Source organism: Streptomyces sp. L500 (assembly GCF_054551825.1).
The window spans coordinates 100,428-125,939 of record NZ_JBTOLC010000013.1; the positions used below are offsets into that span (position 1 = coordinate 100,428).

Below are 25,512 nucleotides of genomic sequence, written 5' to 3' on the forward strand. Positions count from 1 at the left end.
GACACGCCATGGCACGGACCCACGCGGCCGTCACGACGGCCACGGACCGGCGCGCCACCGCCACCACCGCCTGCGCGGTCGCGGGCGTCGTGCTCGCCGTCGTCTGGTCGGCGCGGCTCGTCGACGGGCTGGGCGTCGACACGGCCGACGGCCTCCTGGGCCGGGACTCCCTGAAGGACGACATCCCCGGCAGCGGCGCGGGCGTCGTCTTCACCTTCGTCGTGGGCCTGGCGGGCACGTTCACCGCCTGCAACGTGGCCGCGTTCGGCGCCCTCGCCCCCATGGCCGGCACCGGCGACACCCGTGGCGGCCGTCCGGCCGCCGTCCTGCGCCCGCTGGCCCGGGTCACCGCCGCGGCGGTCGCGGTGGCGGCCGTATACGGCGGGATCTGCGCCGCGATCGGCCCGGACGTGCCCCAGCTCTCCACGGCCACCGGCGGTGGCGGCATACCGCCGCGCGCCCTCCAGGCCCTGATCGTCTTCACGGTGATCGGCCTGGCCATGGTCTGGCTGGGCCTCTCCGCCCTCGGCCTGGCCCCCGACCCCCTCGCCCGCCGCACCCGCGACCCCGAACGCCTGCGGCTCCTCCTGATCGGCGCCCTCATCGGCGGCTTCGTCATCGGCCGCCCCTACCCCCTCTTCCGCAAGGCGTTCGCCTACGCGGCCGACACCCACAACGCCCTCTACGGGGCGCTACTGTTCGCCCTGATCGCGCTCGGCAACGTGGTGGTCGTCGCCGTCCTCTTCCTAACCCTTGCCCTGGCCGCCCACGGCCGCGTCCCCCGCTGGCTCAACGCCACCCCCACCCGCGCCGCCCGCGTCACGGGCACGGCCCTGCTGCTGTTCGGCACCTTCACCGTCGTCTACTGGGGCATCCGCCTGCCGGCCCGCTACGACTGGTGGTGGTTCCCGGTGATGCCCTGGAACGGGAGCTGACGCGGTCACGTCCGAGGCGGCACACGGGCTGGATACGCCCGGATCGCCACGCCGTGGATCAGGGGTGCGTGATACTGCCCGCCATGGACGACAGCGCAGAAGACGGCGGGGTCGCGCCGCCGACTCCGGAATGAGCGGCGGCGGTCCGCCAGGCCCGTGACGAGACCGGCTACCGGGGGCCGGACGTCCCGCACACGGTCGCTCAGGCAGCGTTCAGCACGCTGCGCCCGTCGTGGATGCGCACGTGGGGCGCGTCGTCGCTGAGCGCGTCGAGCAGGCGGACCGCGTAGGCCTCCGTCATCGTGGCGGTCACCTGCTCGGGAGTCAGCCACGACACGGCGGCGGACTCGTCGGAAGCACGCTCGGAGCCACCGATCGGCCGGCAGCGGAAGACCAGGGCCACGATGCCCCGGGCCATGTTCTTGTAGACGCCCGTGAGGCGCTCCACGCTGACCTCTATGCCGGTTTCCTCCAGCACCTCCCGGCACGCGCCGGCCTCCGGGGACTCCTGGATCTCCAGGACTCCGCCAGGAAGCTCCCAGTTCCCGTTGTCGGCCCGCTGGATGGCGAGGACGCGGCCGTCGTCGCGCACCACTGCTCCCGCCACCGAGACGGAGTGGAGAGGGGTGGACCTGGAAGACTGGGCCGCTGTACTCATGCGGTTGAGCATAGGAGGGCGATCGGGCACATGGGGAACGAGGCGTCGCGGGACTCCGGCAAGCCGCGTTATCTGCAGATCGCGGACGATCTGGCCGAACAGATCCGTGCGGGAACCCTGCCGTCGGGCACGCAAGTGCCCAGTGAATCCGAGGTCATGGAACGCTATGGCGTTTCCCAGGGAACGGTCCGCAAAGCAGTCGCCGAACTGCGGACAGCGGGGCTTGTGGAAACCCACCACGGACGTGGTTCGTATGTGATGGCCTCGCGCCCTGTCCACAGGAAGTCCTCGGACCGTTTTCGCCGGTCCCACCGCAGAAGCGGGAAGGCCGCCTACCTGGCGGAGGCCGAGCAGGCGGGCCAGAAGCCGAACGTCCAGGTGCTTTACGTCGGGCCGACCGAGGCTCCGGTCGAGATCGCCGAACACATGGGCGTGCCCGCAGGCGAGAAGGTACTTGCGCGGCGTCGACGCTATTTCAGCGACGGAGCACCCACGGAGGAAGCCACCTCCTATCTCCCGTGGGACGTGGCCGAAGCCATCCCGGAGCTGTCGCACGAGAACCCCGGTCGAGGCGGCATCTACGCTCGTCTTGAGGAACACGGCCACACTCTTCACGAGTACGTCGAGACCGTACGGGCGCGCCTCGCCACCAAGCAGGAGGCGTCGGCCCTGCACCTCAGCCCCGGCTCGCCCGTCATTCACCTCGTGCGCGACGCTGTGACAGACGACGGCCGGGTCGTCGAGGTCTGCGACACGGTCATGGTGGCGGACCGCTTCGTCCTCGAGTACCGCATCACAGCCCACGACTGACGGTAAGTCAGCGATCGGGCTCGGCTGTCACGCGTTCGGCTGACCGCCTTGACTCATGTAGAGGAGCTACGCCACTCTCGAATCTGCACTCATATACATGAGTGCATGAGTTGCCCTCCCTTGTCGCGATCAGGAGGCTCGATGAATGACCTTGCCGGTGGCCACGCCCCAGGGCCGTTCCCGCAGCAAGCAGATCAAGAGCTCAGTCACCAGCCCTGCGCGCAATGCAGAACGATCAAGGCGACGCGTTACGAGGCTGTCCGTCAGGGTGATAGGCGGAGGGCCGAGGCCATGGCCACGGTCATGGGTCGGCATCTGCGGGCGGCGCACCCGTGACAGGGGTCCTGAGCCCGCACGAGTGGCGTGCGACGTACGCCAACTGCCCGCACCCCGAGACAGAATGCGTCACCCGCTTTGGGGCGAAGACATGCGGGAGATGTGGGACACAACGCATCATCGATTACCGAAGCCTCGCTCACGCCCTGGAGCTCCCCGAGCGGGCGGCACTGTGCGCGCCGACGACTTCCGGCGTCGGCCGCGTCGGGGCCGTTACCACAGTGGTCCGTCGTGGTGAACTCCTCCGCAAGCTGCGCGATACCAATCGCCGGAGCCGTATGGGCAGGCCGTAGGCGGCGGCTGACATGGCGATCAGAGGAGCAACTCCAGCAGGCTCAGCCCACCCCCCACCTCCGTCACCCCACCCAGCCGCAGCCCCGCCCGTTCCCCGAGTTCCCGGAAGTCGGGCAGGTTCCGCTCGCGGCCGCCGTAGACCAGGAGCATGAGGAGGTCCAGTTCCAGCAGGCCCGCGGTCGCCCCCGCGTCGTCGTCGCGAACGTGCTCGGCGATCAGGACGCGTCCGTCCGGCGGAAGAGCCTCCGCGCATCGGCGCAGGATCGCCACCGCGTGTTCGTCCGCCCAGTCGTGGATGACGCTCACCAGCAGGATCACGTCCGCGCCGGGCGGCAAGGCGTCGAAGAAGCTGCCCGGTGTGAACGCGCAGCGGCGTCCCTCCGCCGTGGCGCCCCAGCTGTCGCGGGCCGCCGTTACGGCAGGGGCGCGGTCCAGGAGGGTGCCCCGTAAGTGGGAGTGGGTGCGGAGGAGTTCGGCCAGGACGGTGCCCGTGCCGCCGCCGGCGTCGAGGACGTGGCGGGCCGACGGCCAGTCGTAGCCGGTGGCCACCGCCGGGGCGAGGGCTGTGGCGCGGGACGCCATGGCCGTGTCGAAGGACGCCGTCAGGGCGGGGTCCGCCGCCAGGTCCTCCCAGACCGGGCGCCCGTAGGCCCGCTCGTACACCGGCAGACCCGTGCGCAGCGCCTCCAGGATGTGGACGCAGGCGCGGTCGCCGCGCCCGATGGCGCCGTCCAGGTCGAGCCAGGGGTGGAGGCTCATGCAGCGTTGGCCGGATTCGAGCAGTCGGGAGAGAGACGTGGGGGCGAAGACGCCCGGGGCCGGTTCGGTGAAGACGCCGCGGGCCGTGAGCAGTCGCAGGACCCGGTGGAGGGCGTCCGGGACGACGCCCGTGCGCCGGGCGAGCTCGGCGACCCCGAGCTCGCCGTCGGCGAGCAGGTCGGGGACGCCGAGGGTCACCACGGCCCGCAGGGCCCATGGGGTCATCGTGTCCTTCAAGGACAGGAGACGCGCGAAGTTCTCGTCCATGGACAAGGTCACGGCCGCAGCGCGTACAGGGCGTTGAACGGGCTCGCCGTCGCGATCCGCTCCACGCGCCCGAAGCCCGCCGCGTCCGCGAGCCGGTGGAGTTCCGCCGGTGGCAGGCCCAGGGTGCCCAGACCGGGGGCGCCGTCGGCCAGCGCGGTGGGCAGGCAGTACAGGGTGCTGGTGGCGTAGAGGACGGTGGCCTGCGGGCCGGTGTTGTCGGCCGGGTCGTCCGCCGACAGTGACTCCAGGACGAGCAGGACGCCGTGCTCCGGGTCGAGGGCCTCGCGCACCGTCCGCAGCAACTCCTCCGGCGCGGCCGCGTCGTGGAGGACGTCGAACATCGTGACCAGCGTCAGCGGCCCCGCGCCCGCCAGCGCCGTCGCCGCGTCCGTCGCCTCGATCGTCACCCTGTCCTCGACCCCCGCCTCGCGCGCGGCCTCGCGGGCCCTTCGTGCGTTCGGTTCGTGGAGGTCGTAGCCGGTGAGACGGCTGCTTCCGAAGCGCTCCGCCAGCCTGACCAGCGCCCGGCCGCCGCCGCAGCCGATGTCCACCACCGTCCCGCCCTTCTCCAGCGCGGGCGCCAGCCCGGGGACGGCCGGGATCCACCGGTCGGTGAGCTCGGTGTCCAGCCACGTCGCGCTCATCCGCTCCATGGCGGCGAAGAGCCGTTCCGAGTAGGCGGCGCGGTCGACGCCCTTGCCCGTGCGGAAGTCCTCCGCGACGTCCTCCACGGCCGCCGCCAGCGGCGGCAGCAGCTCGAAGCCGGGGGCGAGGTGCACGGGCGAGTCCTCGAAGGCCAGGACGGCGGCGTGCGCCGGCGGCAGGGCGAAGCGGTCGTCGGCGCGGTCGTGGTCCACGTAGCCGGCGGCGGCCAGGCCGCGCAGCCACTCCCGCAGATGGCGCTCCGACAGGCCGGTGCGCCCCGCGAGTTCGGCCGCCGTGGCCGGACCGCCCGTGCCCAGTGCCGTGAACAGCCCCAGCCGGACGCCCAGCGCCACCAGCACCCCGGACATGGCCGCGCCGAGGTCGTCGACGACCCGGCCCAGGAAGTCCTGGACGGCCAGGGGGTCCAGCCCCTCCGGCATGCCGAGAGGCTGCCCGCCTCCCATCGACCAGCCGTGCGGGCCCGCCGGCGGGCCCTGCGGGAGGAACAGCGCGCGGGCCCGGTCCGCCGCCGCCGTCCAGTAGCCGGTGAGGATCCGGCGTTCGGTGAGCGGGTCGGCGATGTCGAGGTTCTCCCAGCCGAAGTGGCAGACCTGGAGCAGCGAGGAGGTCAGCCCCGCCGGCTCGATCCACAGCCGGCCGCCGAGCGCCGCCGTCCAGGCGGGCCGGCGCAGCTCGAACTCCAGGTACGGGAGGTAGGAGGGGAACTCCTGGGCGGCGTCCACCATCCGCGTCACCCGCATCCGGGCGGTGCCGCTGGCGTCCCCCATGACCAGGCCGAGTTCGCCGCCGGGTTCGAGGGCGCCCGTGGAGCGCTGGAGCCAGTGCTGGACGCCCGCCGGGGAGGTGAGCTCCTGCCAGGCCCGGTAGGCGGGTACGGGCAGGGGGATCTGGACGTACGGGCCGACCCGGCGCCACGGCCAGCGCCAGGTGGTGCCGGTCCGCAGGTGGGCGGCGAGCTGGTCGAGGATGCCGGGCCAGCCCATGCCGTTCCAGGACCGCCAGTCGGAGGGCGGGTTGTCGGCCTCCTCGACGACGGTGACCACGCAACCCCCGGCGTCCCCGGGGGCGATGGTCCAGGTCACCGCCGTGGCCGGGCCCACGCCCACCCAGCGCCACAGCAGCCGCAGCGAGCCCGCCCGGTGCCCGCGCGGCGGGACGGCGCTCAGGGTGCGGCACCAGAAGAACTCGCCGTCCTCGAAGTCCAGCGTCGACTCCCGCCCGGCGACCGCCCACGGCCCCCGGCAGACCGCCAGCCAGCGCGCCACCCGGTCCGGTTCGGTGAGCGCGGCCCACACCGCCTCCGGCGGTTCGGGCAGGGTGACGGTGCTGACCAGCCGTTCCCACCGGTCCTGGGCGACGGGACGGGCGCTGCCGGCCAGGGGCGGGAACGCGGCGGACTCGCGGGCGAGGCCGCGCGGGCGGGGGTCGTGGGGCGTCATGGGCACCTTCCTCGAAAGAAGCGCTCGTGCGACTGCTCGCGCGACTACTTGCCGAACTCCGCTACTTGCCGAACTCCTTGTACTCGGGCCCGAAGCGCTCCCAGGGCAGATAGCCGCCCATGGTGAAGCGCAGACTGGTGACGTACGCGACCGGCGAGTCGTCCATCCGCTCCACGTCGTGCAGCGGCAGCATCCGGTAGATCTGCCCCTTGCCGGGCGAGCCGGCGGGCGGGATCTGGCGGACGTCGTCGATCGTGAGGATGATCGGTTCCTTGTTGGCCAGCCGCAGGCCCAGTTTGGGCATGTCGAAGATGGCGCCGACGGCCATGCGGCACGCCTTGGCGGCCGGTCCCTCACCCGCGTACGGGTCGAAGGGGGTGCGGATCTGGCCGGTCGACAGGCAGTCCGGGTTGAGGGTGACCGTGATGTGGCCGAGCTCCTCGCAGGAGCCCTCCATCTTCATCTCGATGAGGTTGGTGTACACCTCGGCCTTCGACCACTCCTCGGACGTCGGCTGCGAGCGCACCACGCGGACGAAGCCGTCGAAGGGCACCGTGTACTCGCCGACGCCGGGGACGGCGAAGGTGTCGACGGAGGTGATGCCGAGGTTGTCGATGCCGGGAACCGGCGGGGTCCAGGGTTTCACGCTGGTGCCGGAGTACAGGTTGGGCACACCGTCCGTGGTGACCGGGCGGCCATAGACCACGGACGGCCGCTGCGTCGGAGCGGACATCTCTCCCCTTTCAGGGCGGTGGGTGACGAACGCGCGCGGTGGCGCGTCAGGGCAGGGGCTGCCGTACGGTCCAGTCGCAGCAGGTCAGGCCGGGCTCGTCGGGGACGCCGTCCTGATCGGAGTCGATCTCGCCGTCGACGGTGGAGTACACGTCGCGGGAGTTGAGGTCGATGACGCCGTCGCCGTCCCAGTCGTTGAGCTTGCCCTTGAACGTGCCGAGGATGAAGGCGTTGGTCATCGGGCCGACCTCGGGGTCGTGGAGCGTGGACAGCACGCCGTTGCCCGGGGTGAGCACCTCCTCCAGCGGCCTGCCCGCGATCCGGGCGAGGTTGACGTGCCCCCAGCCCTGGAAGCGGCCGCGGACGTAGCGGATCGCGTACTCGTCGTGGACCCGGAAGCGGGGCTCCAGGTGCCAGGTGCCGTAGCGGGCGAAGCCGATCTGGGCCTGGCGGACGCCCTGGGACGGGTCGTCGGCGCGGCCGGACTTGAAGAACGGCCGGGGCACCAGCGACTCGAAGAAGAAGTTGCCGCGGTCGCGGCGGCTGCGGTCGGTGAAGCCGCGGAAGAGGTAGTTGTCGACGTGCGGGGAGCCGTCCGTGTGCAGCCCGGAGATGGTCTTGGCGATGACGAGCTGCCTCTCGCGGGTGGCGACGTTGGGGCAGGCGTGGGCCTGTCCGTAGACCCGCGCGAGGCCCTGGGGCGACAGGGAGATCTTGCCCCAGTGCTGGTTGGAGTCGTCCAGCCGGACGTACAGATCGCAGTGGATCAGCAGGAAGATCGTCTCGTCGAAGGTCCGGCCCGGTGTGGAGCGGCCCTCGCGGCCGTCGAAGGCCGGGTCGCCGGTCTGGAGTTCGCTGATGAACAGCCGCGACCACTCGGCGATCTCGGGGTCGGCGTCCTTGAGGAAGGACTGCAGCGTCGCCACGGCCCGCGCGCCGCCCAGCTTCTCCACGGCCCACAGCGCGTCCCAGCGCACCTGACGGTCGGTGTCGTCGCGGACGGCCTGGGCCAGCAGGTCGATGGCGTCCGCGTGGTCGCGGTCCGCGTACTCGAACAGGGCCTGCTCGCGCATCGCCGGGTCGGGGTGGTTCAGGGCCTGCTCGCGCAGCTCGTCGTTGCCGCGGTTGTCCAGCCGGATCGCCACGCGGTCCAGCGCGTAGCCGAAGTCGCTGGCCCAGGCGGCCGGGTCGCCGGCGACGAAGCGCGGGTCGACGTTGCTGAGCGTCGTGCGGTAGGCGAAGTTGAGCGCGTCGCGCTGCTCGGAGCCGAGGTCCTCCAGCAGGACCGGGTCCTCGGGGGCCGCCTCGGCCCAGGAGCCGGGGTCGCCCTCGGCCAGCGCGGCCGGGGACTTGTTGCACAAGTCGATAGCCATGTGTGAGCTTCCTTCCGACAGGGCCGGTCGGAACCGGCAGAGGGAGAACTCGCTATCGGTAAGTTATGCGACCCCGGGCCGCTTGCCTTCTCTCAAGTTGGGCTGTTGCCACACTCGTCGGGGCCCTCCGGCGGGAAGGTGCTGTCCTCGCCCGGCCCTGTGAGGACGACGGCACCGGCCGCCCGCGCCCCCGCCGGCCACCGCAACAGCCGCAGCAGCGCGGCCATGCCGGGCGCGAGCGGCACCGGCGCCATGCCCATCCGGCGGGCCTGCCCCACGGCGCCCATCTCGTGCGCCCGGCCCGCCCCGCTCCACAGCGACCATTCGGCCACCACCGTCGCACAGCGCGGCAGCGCCGCCGCCCGGCGCAGCGCCTCCCGCCGCAGCAGCTCGTTGGCCAGCCCGTAGCCCCCCAACTGCCGGTGCGCCACCCGCGCGGTGACCGACCCGAAGACGACCAGGTGCCGCAGCGCGCCGGTGTCGAGGACGTCGAGCACGGTGCCCAGCCCGTCCGCCTTGGGGGCCGCGAGCGCGTCCAGGTCCCGGGCCCGGGCGCCGGCGACCGGGCCGCCGGCGACGACGCCGGCGCAGTGGACGACGGCCCGCACGGGCAGCGGCACCCGGCCGAGGACCCGGGCGACCGCCCGGTGGTCGGTGACGTCGGCGGTGAGCACGTCGGCGCCGGGCGGGGCGTCGCACAGCCGGCTCAGCAGCGCGGCCGGGCGGGGCGGCAACTCCCCGGGGGCGGTGGTGTCGAGGAGGACGGGACGGTAGCCGCGGACCGCCGACAGCACGGCCGCCGCCCGCAGCCCCAGGCCCCCGAGACCGCCGGTGATCAGAGCGGCACCGCCCGGCCGGGCCGGGCCGTCCGGCGCCACCGGCGGCTCGGGCAGCGTCACGGCCCGCCAGCCGGTACGGGTGACCGCGCCGTCCCCCGCCACCCGCAACTCGGCGCCCGGGGCGGCGCCCCGCGCGAGGCGGGCGATCCGGGCGGGGAGGCCGGGGCCGGCGTCCCGCACGGGCAGTTCGAGGACGGCGACCCGTAGCCCCGGCGACTCCAGCGCAGCCGAGCGCAGCAGGCTCCCGCCCCCGGCGCCCCGGTGCAGCAGCACCAGCCGCCGCCCGCCGGACGCGCCGGCGCGGGCGATCCCCTCCAGCAGCACGGCGCTGTCCCCGGACCGGTGCGCGGGGCCGAGGACGACGGCCACGGCGGGTTCGGCGTCCCGGCGGGAGGCGTGCCGCAGGGCCACGGCGAGCGGGTCCCGGGGGTCGCCCGCCACGTCCCAGCGGAACGCGGCGGCCGGGACGGGCCCGCCGCCGTCCGTCCGCCCGCCGCCGTCCACCCGCACGGGGACGGGCCGGAACGCCCGTACGGCCCGCGCCACGTGGTCCGCCCGGGCGTTCCGCGCGGCCGACGCGGCCGGCGCACCCGATCTGTCCATGGTCGGTCCTCCTCCTCGCCCGCGCGCACGGGAGCCGGCCGGGGAACGTGCCCGCCCGGTGCGCCCGGTCCGGCGCCGCCCGGCGTCAGTACGTGTTGAGCGCGGTGAGCAGGGTCGGGATGGCCTCGCCCTGGAAGTCGACGTCCACGTCGAACTCGTTGATCATTCCCTCGAGCACCAGCAGGGACATCAGCGGGAAGACGAAGGCCGGGGCCGCCGCGATCCCGGAGCGCCGCTGGAGGTCGAACAGCCGGGTGGCGAAGGGCGCCAGCCGGAACTGCCCGGCCGTCCGCCCGGCCGCCTCCGCCACCAGCTCCACGATCCCGGACCGGAATCCGGCCAGATCGCACCCCGGCGGAATGCGCTCGGCGCTGCGCAGCACCACGTCGGCGCACTCCGGGCCCCGCCCGAGGGACATGTTCATGAAGAACTCCGCGAACAGCCTGCGCACCGGGGGCTCCAACTGGACGACGAAGCCCGCGTCCAGCAGCACCACCACCCCGTCGGGGTTGAGGTACAGGTTCCCCGGGTGCATGTCGCAGTGCACGAGCCCGTCGATGAACAGCATCCGGTACACGCCCTGGAGGACGTTCCGGACGATGCGCCGCCGCTGCTCGCGGTCGAGCCGGCCGGCCTGGAAGCGGTCGAGCGGCTCGATCAGGTCCATCACCAGCGCGTCCGGGCCGGACGCCTCCGGGATGGGCGCGGGCAGCCGGAAGTACGGCAGCCGGGAGAGGTTGGCGCGCAGCGCCGCCAGCGAGCGCGCCTCCCGCTCCAGGTCGAGCTGGCCGAGGACCGCGCCCCCGACCTCCTCCACGATCCGCCGCGCGGGCACCTCGCGCAGCGGCGGCAGCCGCTCCATCAGCCGGGCCCCGGCCCGCAGCAGCGCGAAGTCCGTGTGCATCCGGTGCTGGATGCCCGGTCTGCGGACCTTCACGGCCACGCCGCGCCCGTCGGCCAGCTCGGCGCGGTAGACGCAGGCGATGCTGCCGCTGGCGGCGGGCGTCCAGTCGAAGGAGACGAACGGCCAGGGCCGCCGGGAGCCGTAGGTCCGGCCGAGGGACTCCGCCGTCTGCGCGCGGGTCATCGGCGGCACCCGGTCGTGCAGCCGGCCCAGCGACCGGCAGATCCTGGGCGGCAGCAGGTCGTGCCGGGTGCTGAGCAGCTGCCCGCCCTTGACGAACGTGGGCCCGAGCCCCGACAGCAGCCGCGCCGCCCTGCCGCCGATCACCTCCGGCAGCCCGCCCGGCCCCGCGCGCACCGCGTCGAGGGTGCCCGCGGCGGCGTGCCGGGCGGTGACGACGGCGACGGTCGCGAGCCGGCCGGCGAGCGCCGCGTGGCTGACCTCCATGGCCTCCCGGCCTCCTCCCGGCGTTCGGGCGAGTGGCTGAACGTACCTGGAGACGCGCTGAGTTGGAGCGTTGACAGCGAACAGAGGCTACATAATATGGGAGCGATCCCTCCGGCGGTAGCACGGTACCGGCGAACGGCCCGGTATCGGCGGCGAGAGGAGGACGAGGTGTCGGACGCGGTACGGGTCACCGCCCGCCTCCCCGCACCACCGGCACGCGTGTGGCCGGCGCTGACCGAACCGGCCCGGGTGGCCCGGTGGTTCGGCGATCTCGCGGGCCCCCTGACCGTGGGCGAGGACAACCGCCTCGGCTTCGACGACGGCGACTTCTTCACCCTGCGGCCCACCGCCCTCGTCCCCGGCCGTACGGTCGAGTTCGACTGGCGCTTCCTGGGGGTGGGCAAGCGGCAGCGCGTCGTCTGGACCCTGGAGCCGGCCGGCCCCGGCGCCGCCCTGCTCACCGTCGCCGACCACGACGACACCCGCACCCCCGCCGAGGCGGCACAGCTCCACGAGGGCTGGACGGACTTCCTCGACCGCCTCGCCCGCCACCTGAGCACCGGCCGCGACGCCCGCTACGCCCTGCGCGACGACATCGACGGCGCGGTCGACCTCCCGGCCGGCCCCTACCGGCCCCTGGCCCACCCCACCCTGCTGGACTGGCTCCCCGTCGCCGAGGACGGCTTCCGTCCGGCATGGTTCTTCGTCATCGACGACGAGGGACCACGAAGGTTCGCGCTGCGGGAATGGGAGCTGCGCGAGGACGAGGAGCTGACGTTCACCGTCGAGATCCCGGGGACCGCCCAGGCCGCGGCCGCGAGGGTGGCCCTCGCCCCCGCCGGAGAGGGCCTGCGGCTGTCCTTCGCCCACCGCGGCTGGACGGCCCTCGGCCTCCCGGACGGCCGCGCCCAGGAGCTGCGCCGCCGCTTCACCGCCACCTGGGTCGCCTCCCTGGCGAGCGCCCGCGACCGGGCCCGCGCCGCCGCCGGGCCGGGCTGACCGTGCGCGCCGCCGCCGCGCCCCCGGCGCCCGCCCCCGCCGTCCGTCCGTCGCCCTCGGCGGAGCAACTCGCCTCGGTCGAACGGGCGATCCGCCGGATGCGCGACCACCTGGGCGAGACCCAGTGCCTGACCGACCACGCCGAGGCCGGCCTGTTCAGCCCCTTCCACTTCCACCGCGTCTTCCGCAGCGTCACGGCCGTCACCCCGGGGCGCTTCCTGGCCGCGCTGCGGATGGCGGAGGCCCAGCGGATGATGATCCGGGGCAGCCCCAGGGTGACGGACGTGTGCACGGCCGTCGGCTACGCCAGCCTCGGCACGTTCACCACCCAGTTCACCCGCCTCGTCGGGATGTCCCCGAGCCGCTTCAAGGCGCTCGTCGACCGCCACGGCGACCGGGGGATCGGCGAGCTCGTGGACGCCTGCGGGCTGACCGGTCCCACCGGCCCCACCGACCCCGGCCTCGCGACCGGGATCACCGGCCGGGCCGTCGGCACGGCCCCCGCCGACGCCGCGCTCCGCGACGCCGTGCTCTTCACGGGCCTCTTCCCGCACGGCGTCCCCCAGGACCTCCCCGTGGCCTGCGCGGTGACCCCCGCCACGGCCACCGTCCGGCTGCGCCCGCCCGGCGACGCGGAGCACCACGTCCTGGCCGTCTGCTTCGACCGCGCCACCCGCGTGGCCGACGCCCTCGACGACCCGGCGGGCGCCCGCCGCTCGGTCGCGACGACCCGCGCCCCCACCCACGGCTCCTTCCACCTCCACCTGCGCGCCCCCGCCCCGAGCGACCCGCCCATCGTCCTGGCCCTCCCCCTGCTCCTCGCCCGGGACGCGACAGACCGGACGCCGACGGACCGGACGACGGACCGGGTTCCCACCGGACTCACGGCGCTCGCGGCGGAACCCGGCTGAACTCCCCGTGGCCGCGCGGCGAGCCCCCGTCGACCAACGGGAGTCGTGGCGTCCGGGCCCTTCCCCGGGCTCCGCCGGGCCTCCATGATGTGTGCGCCCGGCAGCTCAACGGCAGTTCGTCCGCCGCGTCGCCCGGAGGGAGACGGCACCCATGGCACGGCACACTCGCACCCGTTCGATCCGTACCCGTTTAAGACGATCCCTGGTGACGGCCGTGGTCACGGCGCTCTGCGCGGCGGCCGTCCCCCTGCTCGCCGCCTCCCCGAGCGCCGCCGCCGACGGCTCCCCCGGGACCGCGGCCTGGACCAGGACCTGGGGCACGGCCATGGGCACCGCCGGGCCCGCCTCCCGTACCGGGGTGGCCGGGCGGCAGACGCTCCGCATGGTCGTCCACACCAGCATCGCCGGGTCCGCCGCGCGGATCCAGCTCGTGAACACCTTCAGCCGTGAACCCGTCACCATCGGGCACGCCACCCTCGCCCACCAGGACCGGGGAGCCGGCGCGGCCGCCGCGCCCGTCACCCTCACCTTCGGCGGGGGAAGGCGGGGCACCGTCATCGGGCCGGGCGGGAGCGTCCTCAGCGACCCCGCCGCCTTCCGCGTCACGGCCGACGAGAACCTCCTGGTCAGCGTCTATCTGCCGGAGGCCGTCCGCACCGCGCCCTTCCACGCCTACACCCTGACGACCTCCTACGCGTCCGCCCCCGGCGACGCGGCGGACCACGCCTCCGACACCGGGGGCGGCGGCTTCCCCACCCGGTTCCCGTTCTGGGCGTTCCTCGGCGGCGTCGACGTCCGCCCGACGCGCGGCGGCGGGACGGTGGTCCTCCTCGGGGACTCGCAGACCGACGGCGGGCACACCACCCCCGACACCGACCGCCGCCTGCCCGACGACTACGCGCGCGCCCTGCAGGCCCGGCCCCGGCCCATGGGCGTCGTCAACGCCGGGATCTCCGCCAACCACCTGCTGCGCGGCACCGAGCCCACCGAATCGGGGCAGAGCGCGCTGCTCCGCTTCGACCGCGACGTCCTCGCCCAGCCGAACGTGCGGTCCGTCGTCCTCTTCGAGGGCGTCAACGACATCATCTTCGCCGACGCGGGCAGCGCGGAACTCGTCGCCGGGATACGGCGGCTCGCCACCCGCGCCCACGCCGCCGGGCTGACCTTCGCAGCCGCCACCGTCCCGCCCTTCCGGGGCTACGAGAACGCGTACACCCCCGCCAGGGAACGCGTGCGGCAGGAGGTCAACGCCTACCTCCGCGCCACCCGCGACATCGACTCCGTCGTGGACTTCGACGAGGCGTCACGCGATCCCCTGGACCCCACCCGGCTCTTCGCCGCCTACTACAACCGGGGCGGCGACCGCCTCCACTTCGGCGACAACGGCAGCCAGGCCCTCTCCGACGCCCTGCTCCCCGCGCCCGTGCCCGCGCGGGTTCCGCTCGACCACACCCAGACCACGGCCGCGGACGTCACCGGCGACGGCATCCCCGACGTCCTCGCCGCCGACCGGGAGGACGATCTGTACCTCTGGCCGGGCAACCCCGACGTCGACGACGCCCGGCACGGCGACGGCACCTTCGCCGCCCGGCCCCGACGGCTCACCGGCGGCTGGGAGTTCACCCAGACCGTCGCCGCCGACTTCACCGGCGACGGGAAGGCCGACCTGATCGCCAAGGATGACTCCGACACCCTCCACCTCTGGACCGGCAACGGCGACGGCACGTTCGGCCGCCCCCGCACCCTCACCCACGGCTGGCACTTCACCGAGACCACAGCCGGTGACGTCACCGGCGACGGCATCCCCGACCTCGTCGCCGCCGACGCCGACGGGACGCTCCGCGTCTGGCCCGGCGAGGGGAACGGCACGTTCGGCCGCCCCCGCGTCCTCATGCGCGGCCGGCACGCCACCCGCACCCGCGCCGGGGACTTCACCGGCGACGGCCGGACCGACCTCGTCGCCGTCGACGAGCACGGCGCGCTCCTGCTCTGGGCCGGCAAGGGGGACGGCACCTTCGCCCGCCCCCGGCGGATCGCCGACGGCCGTCGCCTCTCGGAGATCACCCCGCTCGCCCTCCGCACCGGCGGCATCGCCCACCTCATGGCCCGCGACGACGCGACGGGCGTCCTCAAGGAGTGGCGCAACACCGGCGCCGGCGGGCTCAGCCGGCCGCTCCGGCTCACCGGCGGCTGGTGACGGGGCTCAGTCGTCCTGCCCCGTGGCGTGCCGCATGTTCTCCTGGGCCTGCCGGATCCGCTCCGGCGTCCAGTGCTCCTCGACCTCCGCCGGGTTCCCGGTGGAGTCGTGTACCACGGCCGTCTCGGGGCGGGACGGCGGCCCGGGGGCCGCCTCCCGGTCGCCGGGCCACAGGGCGGCCGTGACGGCCAGACCGAGCGCCACCGCGCCCGCGGCCAGGAGCGCCGCCTTCGCCTTCCGGGACACCATCGGGATCACCAGCTTCCTGTGCGGTGCATACCTGCCACCAAGGTAGCAACTCCCCCTACTCAGCGCACAGTTCCGGCCAATGCTGTCCGAACCCCTCCTTCCCCTCCGCCGCCCTGCTCTACTCGCACGCGTCTTCGCACATCGAGCACGTGACGCAAAAAGAGCACGTGACGCGAAAAAAGGGGGAACGGGGTGAACAAGCGATTCATGGCGGCCGCCGCCGGAGCGCTGGCGCTCGGACTGAGCGTCCCGGTGGGCGCCGCCCGGGCGGACGGGACGGCGAAGCCGATGGACGCCAACACGGCCGCCACCGCTGTACAGCACAGTTCGACGGAGGACCCCTCGCAGGCTCCGGCACGCGTGGCGGCCCACTGGACGCCCGAACGGATCAGAGCGGCCCGGCCGGTGGCCGCGCCGGCATCGGGCGGACGCGCGGCGGCACCGCAGACGCACGGCCTCCCCGCCCGCACGGGTCAGGGATCGGCGCCGGTGGCGGGCGTCGCCAAGGAGGCCAGGGAAGCCGCGGACGCGGCGGACGCGGCGGACGCGGCGGACGCGGCGGACGCGGCGAGAACGCTCGCCGACGTCTCCCGCTCCGAGGTGTGGACCGCCCACGGCAGCATGCCGGCCACCACCGTCGGCAAGCTCTACTTCGACACGCCCAAGGGGCCGAGCGAGTGCACCGCCTCGGTCGTCAACTCGCCCAACAAGAGCCTCATATGGACCGCCGGGCACTGTGCCAGCGACGGCAACGGCCACTGGTACAGCAACTTCCGGTTCGTCCCGGACTACCACAACGGCCGGCAGCCGCTCGGCGCGTGGACGTGGAAGTCGGCGACCACCCCGAAGGGCTACCTGAACGGCGGGAACAAGGACTACGACCTCGCCGTGCTCACCCTGTGGCCGCAGAACGGCCGCAAGGTGGCCGACGTGACCGGTTCCCAGGGGTACAAGTTCAACTCCGGCTACACCTGGCACGCGTACGAGTTCGGCTACCCCTACGACACCCACCCGGCCCGCTCCGGCATCACCGGCCAGGACCTGCGCTACTGCGTGGGCACGACCTGGCGGCCGGGCACCTGGCCCTTCCAGCCCGGCCAGGAGGCCATCCACTGCGACCAGGGCCACGGCGCCAGCGGCGGCCCCTGGCTGGACGACCTCCAGCTCGCGCGCGGCTGGGGCTATCTGATCGGCAACGTCAGCTACCACGGCAGTGAGAGCTCCGACGAGGAGCGCAGCCCGTACCTGGGCGACGCGGCCGTGAAGGCCTACGACGCGGAGAAGAACCGCTAGCGACGCACGCCGCCCCCGGCCCGGCGGCTGCCGGACCGGGGGGGGCGGTCGTGTACGGACGAAAACGCCTCAGGCGGCGATCAGCACTCGATGACGTTGACGGCGAGGCCGCCGCGCGCCGTCTCCTTGTACTTGACCTTCATGTCGGCGCCCGTCTCCTTCATGGTCTTGATGACCTTGTCGAGGGAGACGTGGTGGCGGCCGTCGCCGCGCAGCGCCATCCGGGCGGCGGTGACGGCCTTGGCCGCGGCCATGCCGTTGCGCTCGATGCACGGGATCTGGACCAGGCCGCCGACCGGGTCGCAGGTCAGGCCCAGGTTGTGCTCCATGCCGATCTCGGCGGCGTTCTCGACCTGCTCCGGGGTGCCGCCCAGGACCTCGGCGAGACCGCCGGAGGCCATGGAGCAGGCGGAGCCGACCTCGCCCTGGCAGCCGACCTCGGCGCCGGAGATCGAGGCGTTCTCCTTGAAGAGCATGCCGATGGCACCGGCGGCGAGGAGGAAGCGGACGATGCCCTCCTCGTCCGCGCCGGGCACGAAGTTCATGTAGTAGTGGAGAACGGCCGGGATGATGCCCGCGGCGCCGTTGGTCGGGGCGGTGACGACCCGGCCGCCGGCCGCGTTCTCCTCGTTCACGGCCATCGCGTAGACCGTGATCCACTCCATGGCGCGGGCCTGGGCGTCGCCCTCGGCGCGCAGCTGGCGGGCGGTGCTGGCGGCCCGGCGGCGGACCTTCAGGCCGCCGGGGAGGATGCCCTCGCGGGACATGCCGCGCGTGACGCACGCCTGCATCACGCGCCAGATCTCCAGGAGGCCCTCGCGGATCTCCTCCTCCGTGCGCCAGGCCTTCTCGTTCTCCATCATCATCGCGGAGATCGACAGGCCCGATTCGCGGGACATCCGCAGCAGCTCGTCACCAGTGCGGAAGGGGTACTTCAGCACGGTGTCGTCCAGGACGATCCGGTCGGCGCCGACGGCGTCCTCGTCGACGACGAAGCCGCCGCCGACCGAGTAGTAGGTCTTCTCCAGCAGCGGGGCGCCGGCCTCGTCGTAGGCGGAGAGGGTCATGCCGTTGGCGTGGTACGGCAGGGCGCGGCGGCGGTGGAGGATCAGCTGGGTCGACTCGTCGAAGTCGATCTCGTGGGCCGAGCCGATCTCGGCGCCGAGGAGCTTGAGGCGCTTGGTGGTGCGGATGCGCTCGACCTCGTCGTCGGCGATCTCGACGTCGACGCTGCGGGGGGAGTGGCCCTCCAGACCGAGCAGGACGGCCTTGGGGGTGCCGTGGCCGTGGCCGGTGGCGCCGAGGGAGCCGTAGAGCTCCGCCCGTACCGAGGTGGTCTGGGCCAGCAGACCGTCCTTCTTCAGGCGCCCCACGAACATCCGGGCGGCGCGCATCGGGCCGACCGTGTGGGAGCTGGACGGGCCTATGCCGATCGAGAAGAGATCGAATACGGAGATGGCCACGGTGGCAGCTCCTCTGTGAGTCGGGGGGTGGTACGGGGTGGTACAGGGTGTGACGGGGTGGTGCGGCAGAAGCGGAATGCCGCATTCATCTATCAGTGTGCGGGATGCGGGCCGCTTCCCGCGGTGGCGGAGCTCACTCCGCGGCGGGGCCCGGGTCACGGTGCGGGGCACCGGGCCGCTCCTCAAGCGTGCCCGGTGCCCCGTACCGGCCGGTTAACCCCGCGCTTCGGCGCTACTTCAGCCCGGGGTACAGCGGGTGCTTGTCCGCCAGCGCCGTGACGCGGCCGCGCAGGGCCGCCGCGTCGAAGCCCGGCTTGAGGGCCTCGGCGATGATGTCCGCGACCTCGCGGAAGTCCTCGGCCTGGAAACCACGGGTGGCCAGGGCCGGGGTGCCGATCCGCAGGCCCGAGGTGACCATCGGGGGGCGCGGGTCGTTCGGGATGGCGTTGCGGTTGACCGTGATGCCCACCTCGTGGAGGCGGTCCTCGGCCTGCTGGCCGTCCAGCTCGCTGTTGCGCAGGTCCACCAGGACCAGGTGGACGTCCGTGCCGCCGGAGAGGACGGAGACGCCCACCTCCTTGACGTCGTCCTGCATCAGGCGCTCGGCGAGGATCTTCGAGCCCTCCAGCGTGCGCCGCTGGCGCTCCTTGAACTCCTCCGTGGCCGCGACCTTGAAGGAGACGGCCTTGGCCGCGATCACGTGCTCCAGCGGGCCACCCTGCTGACCGGGGAAGACCGCGGAGTTGATCTTCTTGGCGAGCTCGGCCGTGGAGAGGATCACACCACCGCGCGGACCGCCCAGGGTCTTGTGGGTGGTGGTGGTGACCACGTGGGCGTGCGGCACCGGGGAGGGGTGGAGCCCGGCGGCGACCAGGCCCGCGAAGTGGGCCATGTCGACCATCAGATACGCGCCGACCTCGTCCGCGATCCGGCGGAAGGCCGCGAAGTCCAGCTGGCGCGGGTAGGCGGACCAGCCGGCGACGATCAGCTTGGGGCGGTGCTCCTTGGCGAGGCGCTCGACCTCCTCCATGTCCACCAGGTTGGTCTGCTCGTCGACGTGGTAGGCGACCACGTTGTAGAGCTTCCCGGAGAAGTTGATCTTCATCCCGTGGGTCAGGTGGCCACCGTGGGCCAGGTTCAGGCCCAGGATGGTGTCGCCCGGGTTGAGCAGGGCGAACATCGCCGCGGCGTTGGCCTGCGCGCCGGAGTGCGGCTGCACGTTGGCGTGCTCGGCGCCGAAGAGCGCCTTGATCCGGTCGATGGCGATCTGCTCGACGACGTCGACGTGCTCGCAGCCGCCGTAGTAGCGGCGGCCCGGGTAGCCCTCGGCGTACTTGTTGGTCAGGACCGAGCCCTGGGCCTCCATGACCGCGACCGGAGCGAAGTTCTCCGAGGCGATCATCTCGAGGGTGGACTGCTGGCGGTGGAGTTCGGCGTCGACCGCGGCGGCGACGTCGGGGTCGAGCTCATGGAGGGAGCTGTTGAGAAGCGACATGAGTTCTTCCTGCGCGGGAGGGAGCGGGGCGGGGTCAGCCGGCGAAGTCGGTGTACTCGTCGGCCGACAGCAGGTCGGCCGGCTCGTCCGTGATCTTCACCTTGAACAGCCAGCCGCCCTCGAAGGGGGCGGAATTCACCAGCGCGGGGTCGTCCACGACGTCCTGGTTGGCCGCGACGACCTCGCCCGTGACGGGGGAGTAGAGGTCGCTGACCGACTTGGTCGACTCCAGCTCACCACAGGTCTCGCCCGCGGTGACCGTGTCGCCGACCGCCGGGAGCTGTGCGTAGACGACGTCACCGAGGGCGTTGGCGGCGAACTCGGTGATCCCGACCGTCGCCACACCGTCGGCGTCGGCGGCCGACAGCCACTCGTGCTCCTTGGAGTAACGCAGCTGCTGGGGGTTGCTCATGGCTAGATTCTCCTGTACGCGCGTGGGTGCTTGTGCAAGGGGTCTTGACAGATGAGATGAGGGGGACTCAGCGGGCCCGCTTGTAGAAGGGGAGGGCGACGACCTCGTACGGCTCATGGGTGCCGCGAATGTCCACACATACCCCTTCCGTACCCGGAGTGGCGTGCGCCGCGTCGACGTAGGCGATCGCGATCGGCTTGCCGAGGGTGGGGGAGGGGGCGCCGGAGGTCACCTCGCCGACGACGGCGCCGTCCACCGTCACCGCGAAGCCGGCCCGGGGCACCCGGCGACCGGTCGCGATCAGGCCGACGAGCTTGCGCGGCGGGGCGCTCTCGGCGCGCTCGGCGGCGGCCGCCAGCGCCTCGCGGCCCACGAAGTCGCCGGCCTTGTCGAACTTCACGACCCGGCCCAGACCGGCGTCGAACGGCGTCGTCGCGGTCGTCAGCTCGTGCCCGTACAGCGGCATGCCCGCCTCCAGGCGCAGCGTGTCCCGGCAGGAGAGCCCGCACGGCACCAGCCCGGCGTCCGCGCCCGCCTCGGTCAGGGCCTGCCACAGCTTCTCGGCGTCGGCGGGGGCGACGAACAGCTCGAAGCCGTCCTCGCCGGTGTAGCCGGTACGGGCGATCAGCGCGGGGACGCCCGCGACGGTGCCCGGCAGACCCGCGTAGTACTTCAGGCCGTCCAGGTCGGCGTCGGTGACGGACTTCAGGATGGCGGGGGAGGCGGGGCCCTGGACCGCGATCAGCGCGTAGTTCTCGCGGTCGTCCCGGACGGCCGTCTCGAAGCCCGCCGCGCGCTCGGTGAGCGCGTCGAGGACCACCTGGGCGTTGGAGGCGTTGGCGACGACCATGTACTCGTCCTCGCCGAGGCGGTAGACGATCAGGTCGTCGAGGATGCCGCCGTCCTCGCGGCAGATCATCGTGTAGCGGGCCCGGCCGACGGCCAGCGCGGAGATGTTGCCCACCAGGGCGTGGTCGAGGGCCCGGCCGGCCTCGGGGCCCGTGAGGGTGATCTCGCCCATGTGCGACAGGTCGAAGAGGCCCGCGCGGGTGCGCACGGCGACGTGCTCGTCGCGCTCGCTGCCGTAGCGCAGGGGCATGTCCCAGCCGGCGAAGTCGGTCATGGTCGCGCCCAGCGCGCGGTGCAGCGCGTCCAGGGCGGTACGGCGGGGGGCATCGGTCATGATCGGGCTCCCGGGCAGGTGGGTCGCGGAGGAATGCCTGAAGAGGCGGCCTCCCCATCTGTCATCGGAACCTGAGAGGTTCACCGAGAGCCCTCGCCTGTCGTCAAAGGCAACCCGGCTTGCACCTTGGGTGGGACCGAGCCGTGGGCGCGGTCCGCTTTTCAGATCTGCCTCACCCGCGCGGTACGGGGCCTGAGAGATTCAAGGGAGGAACTTGCTCCTTCGGCGCCCGGCGCCTGTGGCACCGGGACTCTCCCGCGCGGATTCGAGCGGCCAGTATGCGATTGCTTGCAGTTGAGTCGAGCGTGAGTCGAGCTTGGCGCGCACATCATTGCACGTACGGGCGTGCGACGGACCGCCCACCGCCTCTCAAATTGGATTACCTTTTCTTTGCGAGAGGGGGCGATCACCGTGCGTACGGAGGTGGGGGCGGGGGAGACGCACGGGGTGCGTGATCTGCGCGGGGGCACCGGGGCGATATCGGAGCTCCGCTATCCGGCGGGCGATCTGCTCGTCGTCTCCGGGCTGCCGGGCGGCGGCAAGTCCACGCTGATGCGGCGCGCGGTGCCCGCCGCCGTCCACCGGGTGGACTCCCAGGACGTGCGCGAGCGCTTCGAACGCCTGTCGCCGGCGCTTCCCTACGCCTTCTGGCGGCCCTTCGTCAGGGTCGCGCACTACGCCGCGCTGCGGCGGGCGCTGCGCTCGGGTGACAGCGTCGTCGTACACGACTGCGGGCAGTGGAGCTGGGTGCGGCGCTGGCTCGCGCGGGACGCGCGGCGGCGGGGCGGGGGGCTGCACCTCGTCGTCCTGGCGGTCGACCCGCCCACCGCGCTCGCCGGCCAGCGCGCCCGGGGCCGAGGCGTCTCCGCCCGCTCCTTCGCCCGCCACCGCCGCGCGACGGCCCGCCTCGTCGCCGCCCTCACGGCCGGCGACCGCCCGGCGGGCACGACGTCGGCCGTCCTCCTCGACCGCGAGGCGGCCAACGCGCTGCGGCGGATCACCTTCAGCTGAGGCCGGCTCGGCGGGGCCTGGGGCGGAGCCCCAGGAAACGGTGAAAGGGCGGGACCGGGGCCTCTATCCCGCCGCGACGGCGCGCGGCCACCGCCGACGTATCCGGCGGTGCCGGACAACCCCGCCCCCGGCAAGCCCAGGCGCAGCCGCTAAGGTGCCCGGAAAACACCGGACGCACCCCGTGGGAAGACAATGACCTGGCCAGTCAACGAACTGGAGGCGGTCCTCGCCGCCTCCGTCGGCGTCCCGGACGCCGGTCCCCGCATCGTCGAGACGCTCGGCCGCAGCAGCGTGTGGGTTCCGCTGCCCAAGGGCGGCGGACCCGACAGCCCCGACCTCGACCTCCCCACCCTGGAGCTCGGCGGCGCCGCCTACGTCCCCGTCTTCAGCTCGCAGGAGCAGTTCACGGCCGTCGCCGGCGAGGGGATGCCCTTCGCCGTCGCCCCCGCCGTCGAGTTCGCCCGCGGCCTGCCCCCGCAGGTCGGCATCGTCGTCAACCCCGAGGGCACCGTCACCGTCCCCCTGCCGCCGCCCGCCGTCGCCGGGCTGTGCCGGGCCGGGCGCACGGCCCTGGACGGCGACGCCACCGGCGGCCGCGTCCGGCTGTACGAGCCGGACTGGCAGGAGGAGCCGACCGCGTTCCTGGCCGCCGCCGGCCTGGAGTTCGCCGGCACCGGCGTGGTCCGGACCGCCCGCCGCACCCTGGCCAGCGTCGAGGGCGCCGGCCCCGCCCTGTTCGTCGGCGTGGAGCTGGGCCTTCCCGACCCGGGCAGCCGCTCCGCCGCCCTGGACGCCCTCGGCCGCGCCCTGGGACAGGTGCCCGTGCCCTGGCCCGTGCAGCTGGTCTTCCTGGACGTCGCCCAGGACGACCCCGTGGGCGACTGGATACGCACCCGGATACGACCGTTCTACGACCGTGACCTGTGACAGCTCTCATGCCCGCCCCCGCGGGCTCGTAAGCTGGTAGCAGCAGACGGCCAAGAGAAGAGGCGGACCCAGGTGAGCGCGGGCGCGGAGAGCGGCGTGGAGCAGGTGCTGCGCCAGGTGGCGCCCGGCCGGTACGACACGTACGAGCAGCTGCTGCGGTCCCTCGCCGAGGGCCGGGTGTGGATGCTGCTGTGGCACGGTCAGGCCGGCTCGCCCGACGCCCAGTACGGGAACATGGAGGTCGACGGCCTCGGCTACGCCCCCTGTGTGACCTCCGCCCAGGAGCTCGCCGCCAGCGGCTGGAACCGCGCCCACGAGGTCGTCACCGGCCGGGCCGTGGCCGCCTCCCTCTTCCCCGACCGCTGGGGCCTGTGGCTCAACCCCCACGCCCCCGGCGGCGGCGTCGGCATCCCCTGGCTCGACCTGCGCCGGATCGTCGCCGGCCTGGACCGGCTGCCCGCCGGCCCGCTCCAGCTGAGCGAACCCGCGCTGGACATTCCGCAGTTCTACGCCCTCCTCGGGCAGAACGCCCACCGCACCCCCGTCGTCCGCGCGCTGCGCCGGGCCTGGGTGCGGCCCGCCCTGGGCACGCCGTACCTGGCCATCGGGCTCGATCTGTACGACACCTCGCCCGCCTCCGTGGAGGCCGTGCGCCTGATGATGCAGCAGTCGATCGCCGCGGTGCCCGACGGTCTGCCGGTGTCGACGGTGACGATGTCGGACGAGTACGACCCCGTCGCCATGTGGATGCGGGCCAACAGCCGGCCCTTCTTCGCCCGCGAGGGCTACGGGGCCGCCGGCGCGCCGGCGGCGCCCGCCTCCGGGTACGGCTATCCCCCGCCGCAGCAGGGCTGGCAGGCCGGGGCCTACTGACGCCCGTTCCACTGGCGCCCGTTCAGGGCCCGTCGGTGTCCGTATAACGGAACCTCCCTTCGCACATCACGTTTGCGCATCCTTTGCGGGTGAGGGCTGGCGGGTGATCGCGGGAGCCATGAAGACTCCCGCCCAACAAGGACTTCGTTCCTGCGTACGACCTGTTCCGCCGTACGACCGCTCCGTGCGCACGTCCCGTACCACCGGCACCTCCGGTGCTCTCCGCACCGGCGTAACTCCGGGTACCACCGCACGTCCCGCACCTTCCGCACCACTGCACTTCGCGTACCACCGCGACCCGCGCGCCCACCGCCGCGCGGGGCGCGTCCTCGCACCAGTGATGTGAACCAGCCGCCCCGAGCGCGGCGGGCGTTGGGCCGGTCGCCGCCGGCCGAGAGGGGTCCACCAGACGATGACGGCACCACTGCACGACACGGGACCGGCCGACGCCGGCGCCGCCCCCGTCACCGACGGCCTTCCGGCGAAGGCCATCGAGGGGCGCTCGCCCTGGCGGATCGCCTGGACACGGCTCAAGCGCGACAAGTTCGCCCTGGCGGGCGGGGTCGTCGTCCTGCTGCTCATCCTCGTGGCGATCCTGGCCCCGGTCATCGTGGGCCTCCTCGGGCATCCCCCGAACGAGTACCACGAGGAGCTCATCGACCCCCTCTCCAGCACCCCCAAGGCCGCCTGGGGCGGCATCAATTCCGACTTCCTCTTCGGCGCCGAGCCCGTCAACGGCCGGGACGTCTTCAGCCGGGTCGTCTACGGGGCCCGGGTCTCGCTGCTCGTGGCCTTCCTCGCGGCCGTCGTGGCGGTCGTGATCGGCACGGTCTTCGGCATCGTCGCCGGCTACTTCGGCGGCTGGGTGGACGCGGTCGTCAGCCGGGTCATGGACCTCCTGCTGGCCTTCCCCCAGCTGCTGTTCATCATCGCGCTCGTCTCCGTCGTCCCCAACTCCCTGTGGGGACTGACCGGTTCGGGGGTGCGGATGGCCGTGCTGATCGCGGTTATCGGGTTCTTCGGCTGGCCGTACGTGGGCCGGATCGTGCGCGGCCAGACGCTCTCGCTCAGGGAGCGGGAGTACGTCGAGGCCGCCCGCAGCCTGGGCGCGGGCCGGCTGTACATCCTCTTCCGGGAGCTGCTGCCCAACCTGGTGGCGCCGATCACCGTGTACGCCACGTTGATGATCCCCACCAATGTCCTGACGGAGGCGGCGCTGAGCTTCCTCGGCGCCGGCGTCAAGCCGCCGACCGCCTCCTGGGGGCAGATGCTCTCCAAGGCCGTCACGACCTACGAGGGCGACCCCATGTTCATGATCATCCCGGGTCTCGCCATCTTCGTCACCGTGCTGGCCTTCAACCTCTTCGGCGACGGCGTGCGGGACGCGCTGGACCCGAAGGGCTCGCGCTGACGCCCACCCTCGCCCTCTCCTCGCCC

The 25,512-nt window shown here is 73.3% G+C and carries 23 protein-coding genes and 1 riboswitch; of the genes, 11 read left to right on the forward strand and 12 right to left on the reverse strand.

The window, feature by feature from the left end:
• Positions 1–8 precede the first annotated feature (8 nt).
• Positions 9–935: a hypothetical protein gene (locus ACX9I7_RS15180; protein WP_459387633.1), complete on the forward strand. Its 927-nt coding sequence runs from the start codon at positions 9–11 to the stop codon at positions 933–935.
• Positions 936–1,137: 202 nt separating this feature from the next.
• Here the strand turns inward: ACX9I7_RS15180 and ACX9I7_RS15185 are convergent, their stop codons facing one another.
• Positions 1,138–1,605, reverse strand: a complete 468-nt coding sequence (locus tag ACX9I7_RS15185; protein ID WP_387565935.1) for an NUDIX hydrolase — start codon at positions 1,603–1,605, stop codon at positions 1,138–1,140.
• A gap of 18 nt (positions 1,606–1,623) precedes the next feature.
• Here ACX9I7_RS15185 and ACX9I7_RS15190 point away from each other — a divergent pair, with 18 nt between their 5' ends.
• On the forward strand, positions 1,624–2,403 hold the full coding sequence (locus tag ACX9I7_RS15190) for a GntR family transcriptional regulator (protein ID WP_387565932.1): 780 nt from the start codon (positions 1,624–1,626) through the stop codon (positions 2,401–2,403).
• 332 nt (positions 2,404–2,735) lie between these two features.
• Complete coding sequence (locus ACX9I7_RS15195; RefSeq protein ID WP_387565929.1) at positions 2,736–3,032, forward strand: DUF6255 family natural product biosynthesis protein; 297 nt, start codon at positions 2,736–2,738, stop codon at positions 3,030–3,032.
• A gap of 19 nt (positions 3,033–3,051) precedes the next feature.
• Here the strand turns inward: ACX9I7_RS15195 and ACX9I7_RS15200 are convergent, their stop codons facing one another.
• The 6 genes from ACX9I7_RS15200 to ACX9I7_RS15225 all read right to left on the reverse strand — a co-directional run bounded on the left by ACX9I7_RS15200 (position 3,052) and on the right by ACX9I7_RS15225 (position 11,062).
• On the reverse strand, positions 3,052–4,059 hold the full coding sequence (locus ACX9I7_RS15200; protein ID WP_459387634.1) for a methyltransferase: 1,008 nt from the start codon (positions 4,057–4,059) through the stop codon (positions 3,052–3,054).
• Positions 4,060–4,067: 8 nt separating this feature from the next.
• Positions 4,068–6,164 carry a methyltransferase domain-containing protein gene (locus ACX9I7_RS15205; protein ID WP_459387635.1) on the reverse strand — a complete coding sequence of 699 codons (2,097 nt, stop codon included), beginning with the start codon at positions 6,162–6,164 and terminating at the stop codon, positions 4,068–4,070.
• A gap of 61 nt (positions 6,165–6,225) precedes the next feature.
• The gene (locus ACX9I7_RS15210) at positions 6,226–6,897 is read right to left on the reverse strand and encodes a DUF6073 family protein (protein WP_386729427.1); all 672 of its coding nucleotides are present in this window, start codon (positions 6,895–6,897) and stop codon (positions 6,226–6,228) included.
• Positions 6,898–6,943: 46 nt separating this feature from the next.
• Positions 6,944–8,269, reverse strand: a complete 1,326-nt coding sequence (locus tag ACX9I7_RS15215) for a HEAT repeat domain-containing protein (RefSeq protein ID WP_358628275.1) — start codon at positions 8,267–8,269, stop codon at positions 6,944–6,946.
• A gap of 92 nt (positions 8,270–8,361) precedes the next feature.
• The gene (locus ACX9I7_RS15220; RefSeq protein WP_459387636.1) at positions 8,362–9,711 is read right to left on the reverse strand and encodes a KR domain-containing protein; all 1,350 of its coding nucleotides are present in this window, start codon (positions 9,709–9,711) and stop codon (positions 8,362–8,364) included.
• 85 nt (positions 9,712–9,796) lie between these two features.
• Positions 9,797–11,062: an ABC1 kinase family protein gene (locus tag ACX9I7_RS15225; RefSeq protein WP_459387637.1), complete on the reverse strand. Its 1,266-nt coding sequence runs from the start codon at positions 11,060–11,062 to the stop codon at positions 9,797–9,799.
• Positions 11,063–11,230: 168 nt separating this feature from the next.
• Here ACX9I7_RS15225 and ACX9I7_RS15230 point away from each other — a divergent pair, with 168 nt between their 5' ends.
• The 3 genes from ACX9I7_RS15230 (at position 11,231) to ACX9I7_RS15240 (ending at position 15,169) form a co-directional block, all read left to right on the forward strand.
• The gene (locus ACX9I7_RS15230) at positions 11,231–12,061 is read left to right on the forward strand and encodes an SRPBCC family protein (protein WP_459387638.1); all 831 of its coding nucleotides are present in this window, start codon (positions 11,231–11,233) and stop codon (positions 12,059–12,061) included.
• 2 nt (positions 12,062–12,063) lie between these two features.
• On the forward strand, positions 12,064–12,972 hold the full coding sequence (locus ACX9I7_RS15235) for a helix-turn-helix domain-containing protein (protein ID WP_459387639.1): 909 nt from the start codon (positions 12,064–12,066) through the stop codon (positions 12,970–12,972).
• Between the two features lie 151 nt (positions 12,973–13,123).
• On the forward strand, positions 13,124–15,169 hold the full coding sequence (locus tag ACX9I7_RS15240; RefSeq protein WP_459387640.1) for an FG-GAP-like repeat-containing protein: 2,046 nt from the start codon (positions 13,124–13,126) through the stop codon (positions 15,167–15,169).
• Positions 15,170–15,175: 6 nt separating this feature from the next.
• Here the strand turns inward: ACX9I7_RS15240 and ACX9I7_RS15245 are convergent, their stop codons facing one another.
• Positions 15,176–15,418 carry a hypothetical protein gene (locus ACX9I7_RS15245; RefSeq protein ID WP_189451302.1) on the reverse strand — a complete coding sequence of 81 codons (243 nt, stop codon included), beginning with the start codon at positions 15,416–15,418 and terminating at the stop codon, positions 15,176–15,178.
• A 192-nt stretch (positions 15,419–15,610) separates the two neighbouring features.
• Here ACX9I7_RS15245 and ACX9I7_RS15250 point away from each other — a divergent pair, with 192 nt between their 5' ends.
• Positions 15,611–16,711, forward strand: a complete 1,101-nt coding sequence (locus tag ACX9I7_RS15250) for a trypsin-like serine peptidase (RefSeq protein ID WP_459387641.1) — start codon at positions 15,611–15,613, stop codon at positions 16,709–16,711.
• An 80-nt stretch (positions 16,712–16,791) separates the two neighbouring features.
• Here the strand turns inward: ACX9I7_RS15250 and ACX9I7_RS15255 are convergent, their stop codons facing one another.
• The 4 genes from ACX9I7_RS15255 to gcvT form a co-directional block, all read right to left on the reverse strand.
• Positions 16,792–18,174 carry an L-serine ammonia-lyase gene (locus ACX9I7_RS15255; protein WP_459387642.1) on the reverse strand — a complete coding sequence of 461 codons (1,383 nt, stop codon included), beginning with the start codon at positions 18,172–18,174 and terminating at the stop codon, positions 16,792–16,794.
• A gap of 232 nt (positions 18,175–18,406) precedes the next feature.
• Positions 18,407–19,669, reverse strand: a complete 1,263-nt coding sequence (glyA, locus tag ACX9I7_RS15260) for a serine hydroxymethyltransferase (RefSeq protein ID WP_387565896.1) — start codon at positions 19,667–19,669, stop codon at positions 18,407–18,409.
• 34 nt (positions 19,670–19,703) lie between these two features.
• Positions 19,704–20,081, reverse strand: a complete 378-nt coding sequence (gene gcvH, locus ACX9I7_RS15265; protein WP_358628304.1) for a glycine cleavage system protein GcvH — start codon at positions 20,079–20,081, stop codon at positions 19,704–19,706.
• 67 nt (positions 20,082–20,148) lie between these two features.
• Positions 20,149–21,264: a glycine cleavage system aminomethyltransferase GcvT gene (gcvT, locus tag ACX9I7_RS15270; RefSeq protein WP_387565893.1), complete on the reverse strand. Its 1,116-nt coding sequence runs from the start codon at positions 21,262–21,264 to the stop codon at positions 20,149–20,151.
• Positions 21,265–21,435: 171 nt separating this feature from the next.
• A riboswitch (glycine riboswitch) is annotated at positions 21,436–21,532 on the reverse strand.
• Positions 21,533–21,669: 137 nt separating this feature from the next.
• Between gcvT and ACX9I7_RS15275 the strand changes: the two genes are divergently transcribed.
• The 4 genes from ACX9I7_RS15275 to ACX9I7_RS15290 all read left to right on the forward strand — a co-directional run bounded on the left by ACX9I7_RS15275 (position 21,670) and on the right by ACX9I7_RS15290 (position 25,486).
• Positions 21,670–22,275 carry an AAA family ATPase gene (locus tag ACX9I7_RS15275; RefSeq protein WP_459387664.1) on the forward strand — a complete coding sequence of 202 codons (606 nt, stop codon included), beginning with the start codon at positions 21,670–21,672 and terminating at the stop codon, positions 22,273–22,275.
• A gap of 192 nt (positions 22,276–22,467) precedes the next feature.
• Positions 22,468–23,202, forward strand: a complete 735-nt coding sequence (locus tag ACX9I7_RS15280) for an enhanced serine sensitivity protein SseB (RefSeq protein WP_459387643.1) — start codon at positions 22,468–22,470, stop codon at positions 23,200–23,202.
• A 72-nt stretch (positions 23,203–23,274) separates the two neighbouring features.
• Positions 23,275–24,075: an enhanced serine sensitivity protein SseB C-terminal domain-containing protein gene (locus ACX9I7_RS15285; protein ID WP_387565887.1), complete on the forward strand. Its 801-nt coding sequence runs from the start codon at positions 23,275–23,277 to the stop codon at positions 24,073–24,075.
• A 412-nt stretch (positions 24,076–24,487) separates the two neighbouring features.
• Complete coding sequence (locus tag ACX9I7_RS15290) at positions 24,488–25,486, forward strand: ABC transporter permease (protein ID WP_189451294.1); 999 nt, start codon at positions 24,488–24,490, stop codon at positions 25,484–25,486.
• Positions 25,487–25,512 lie beyond the last annotated feature (26 nt).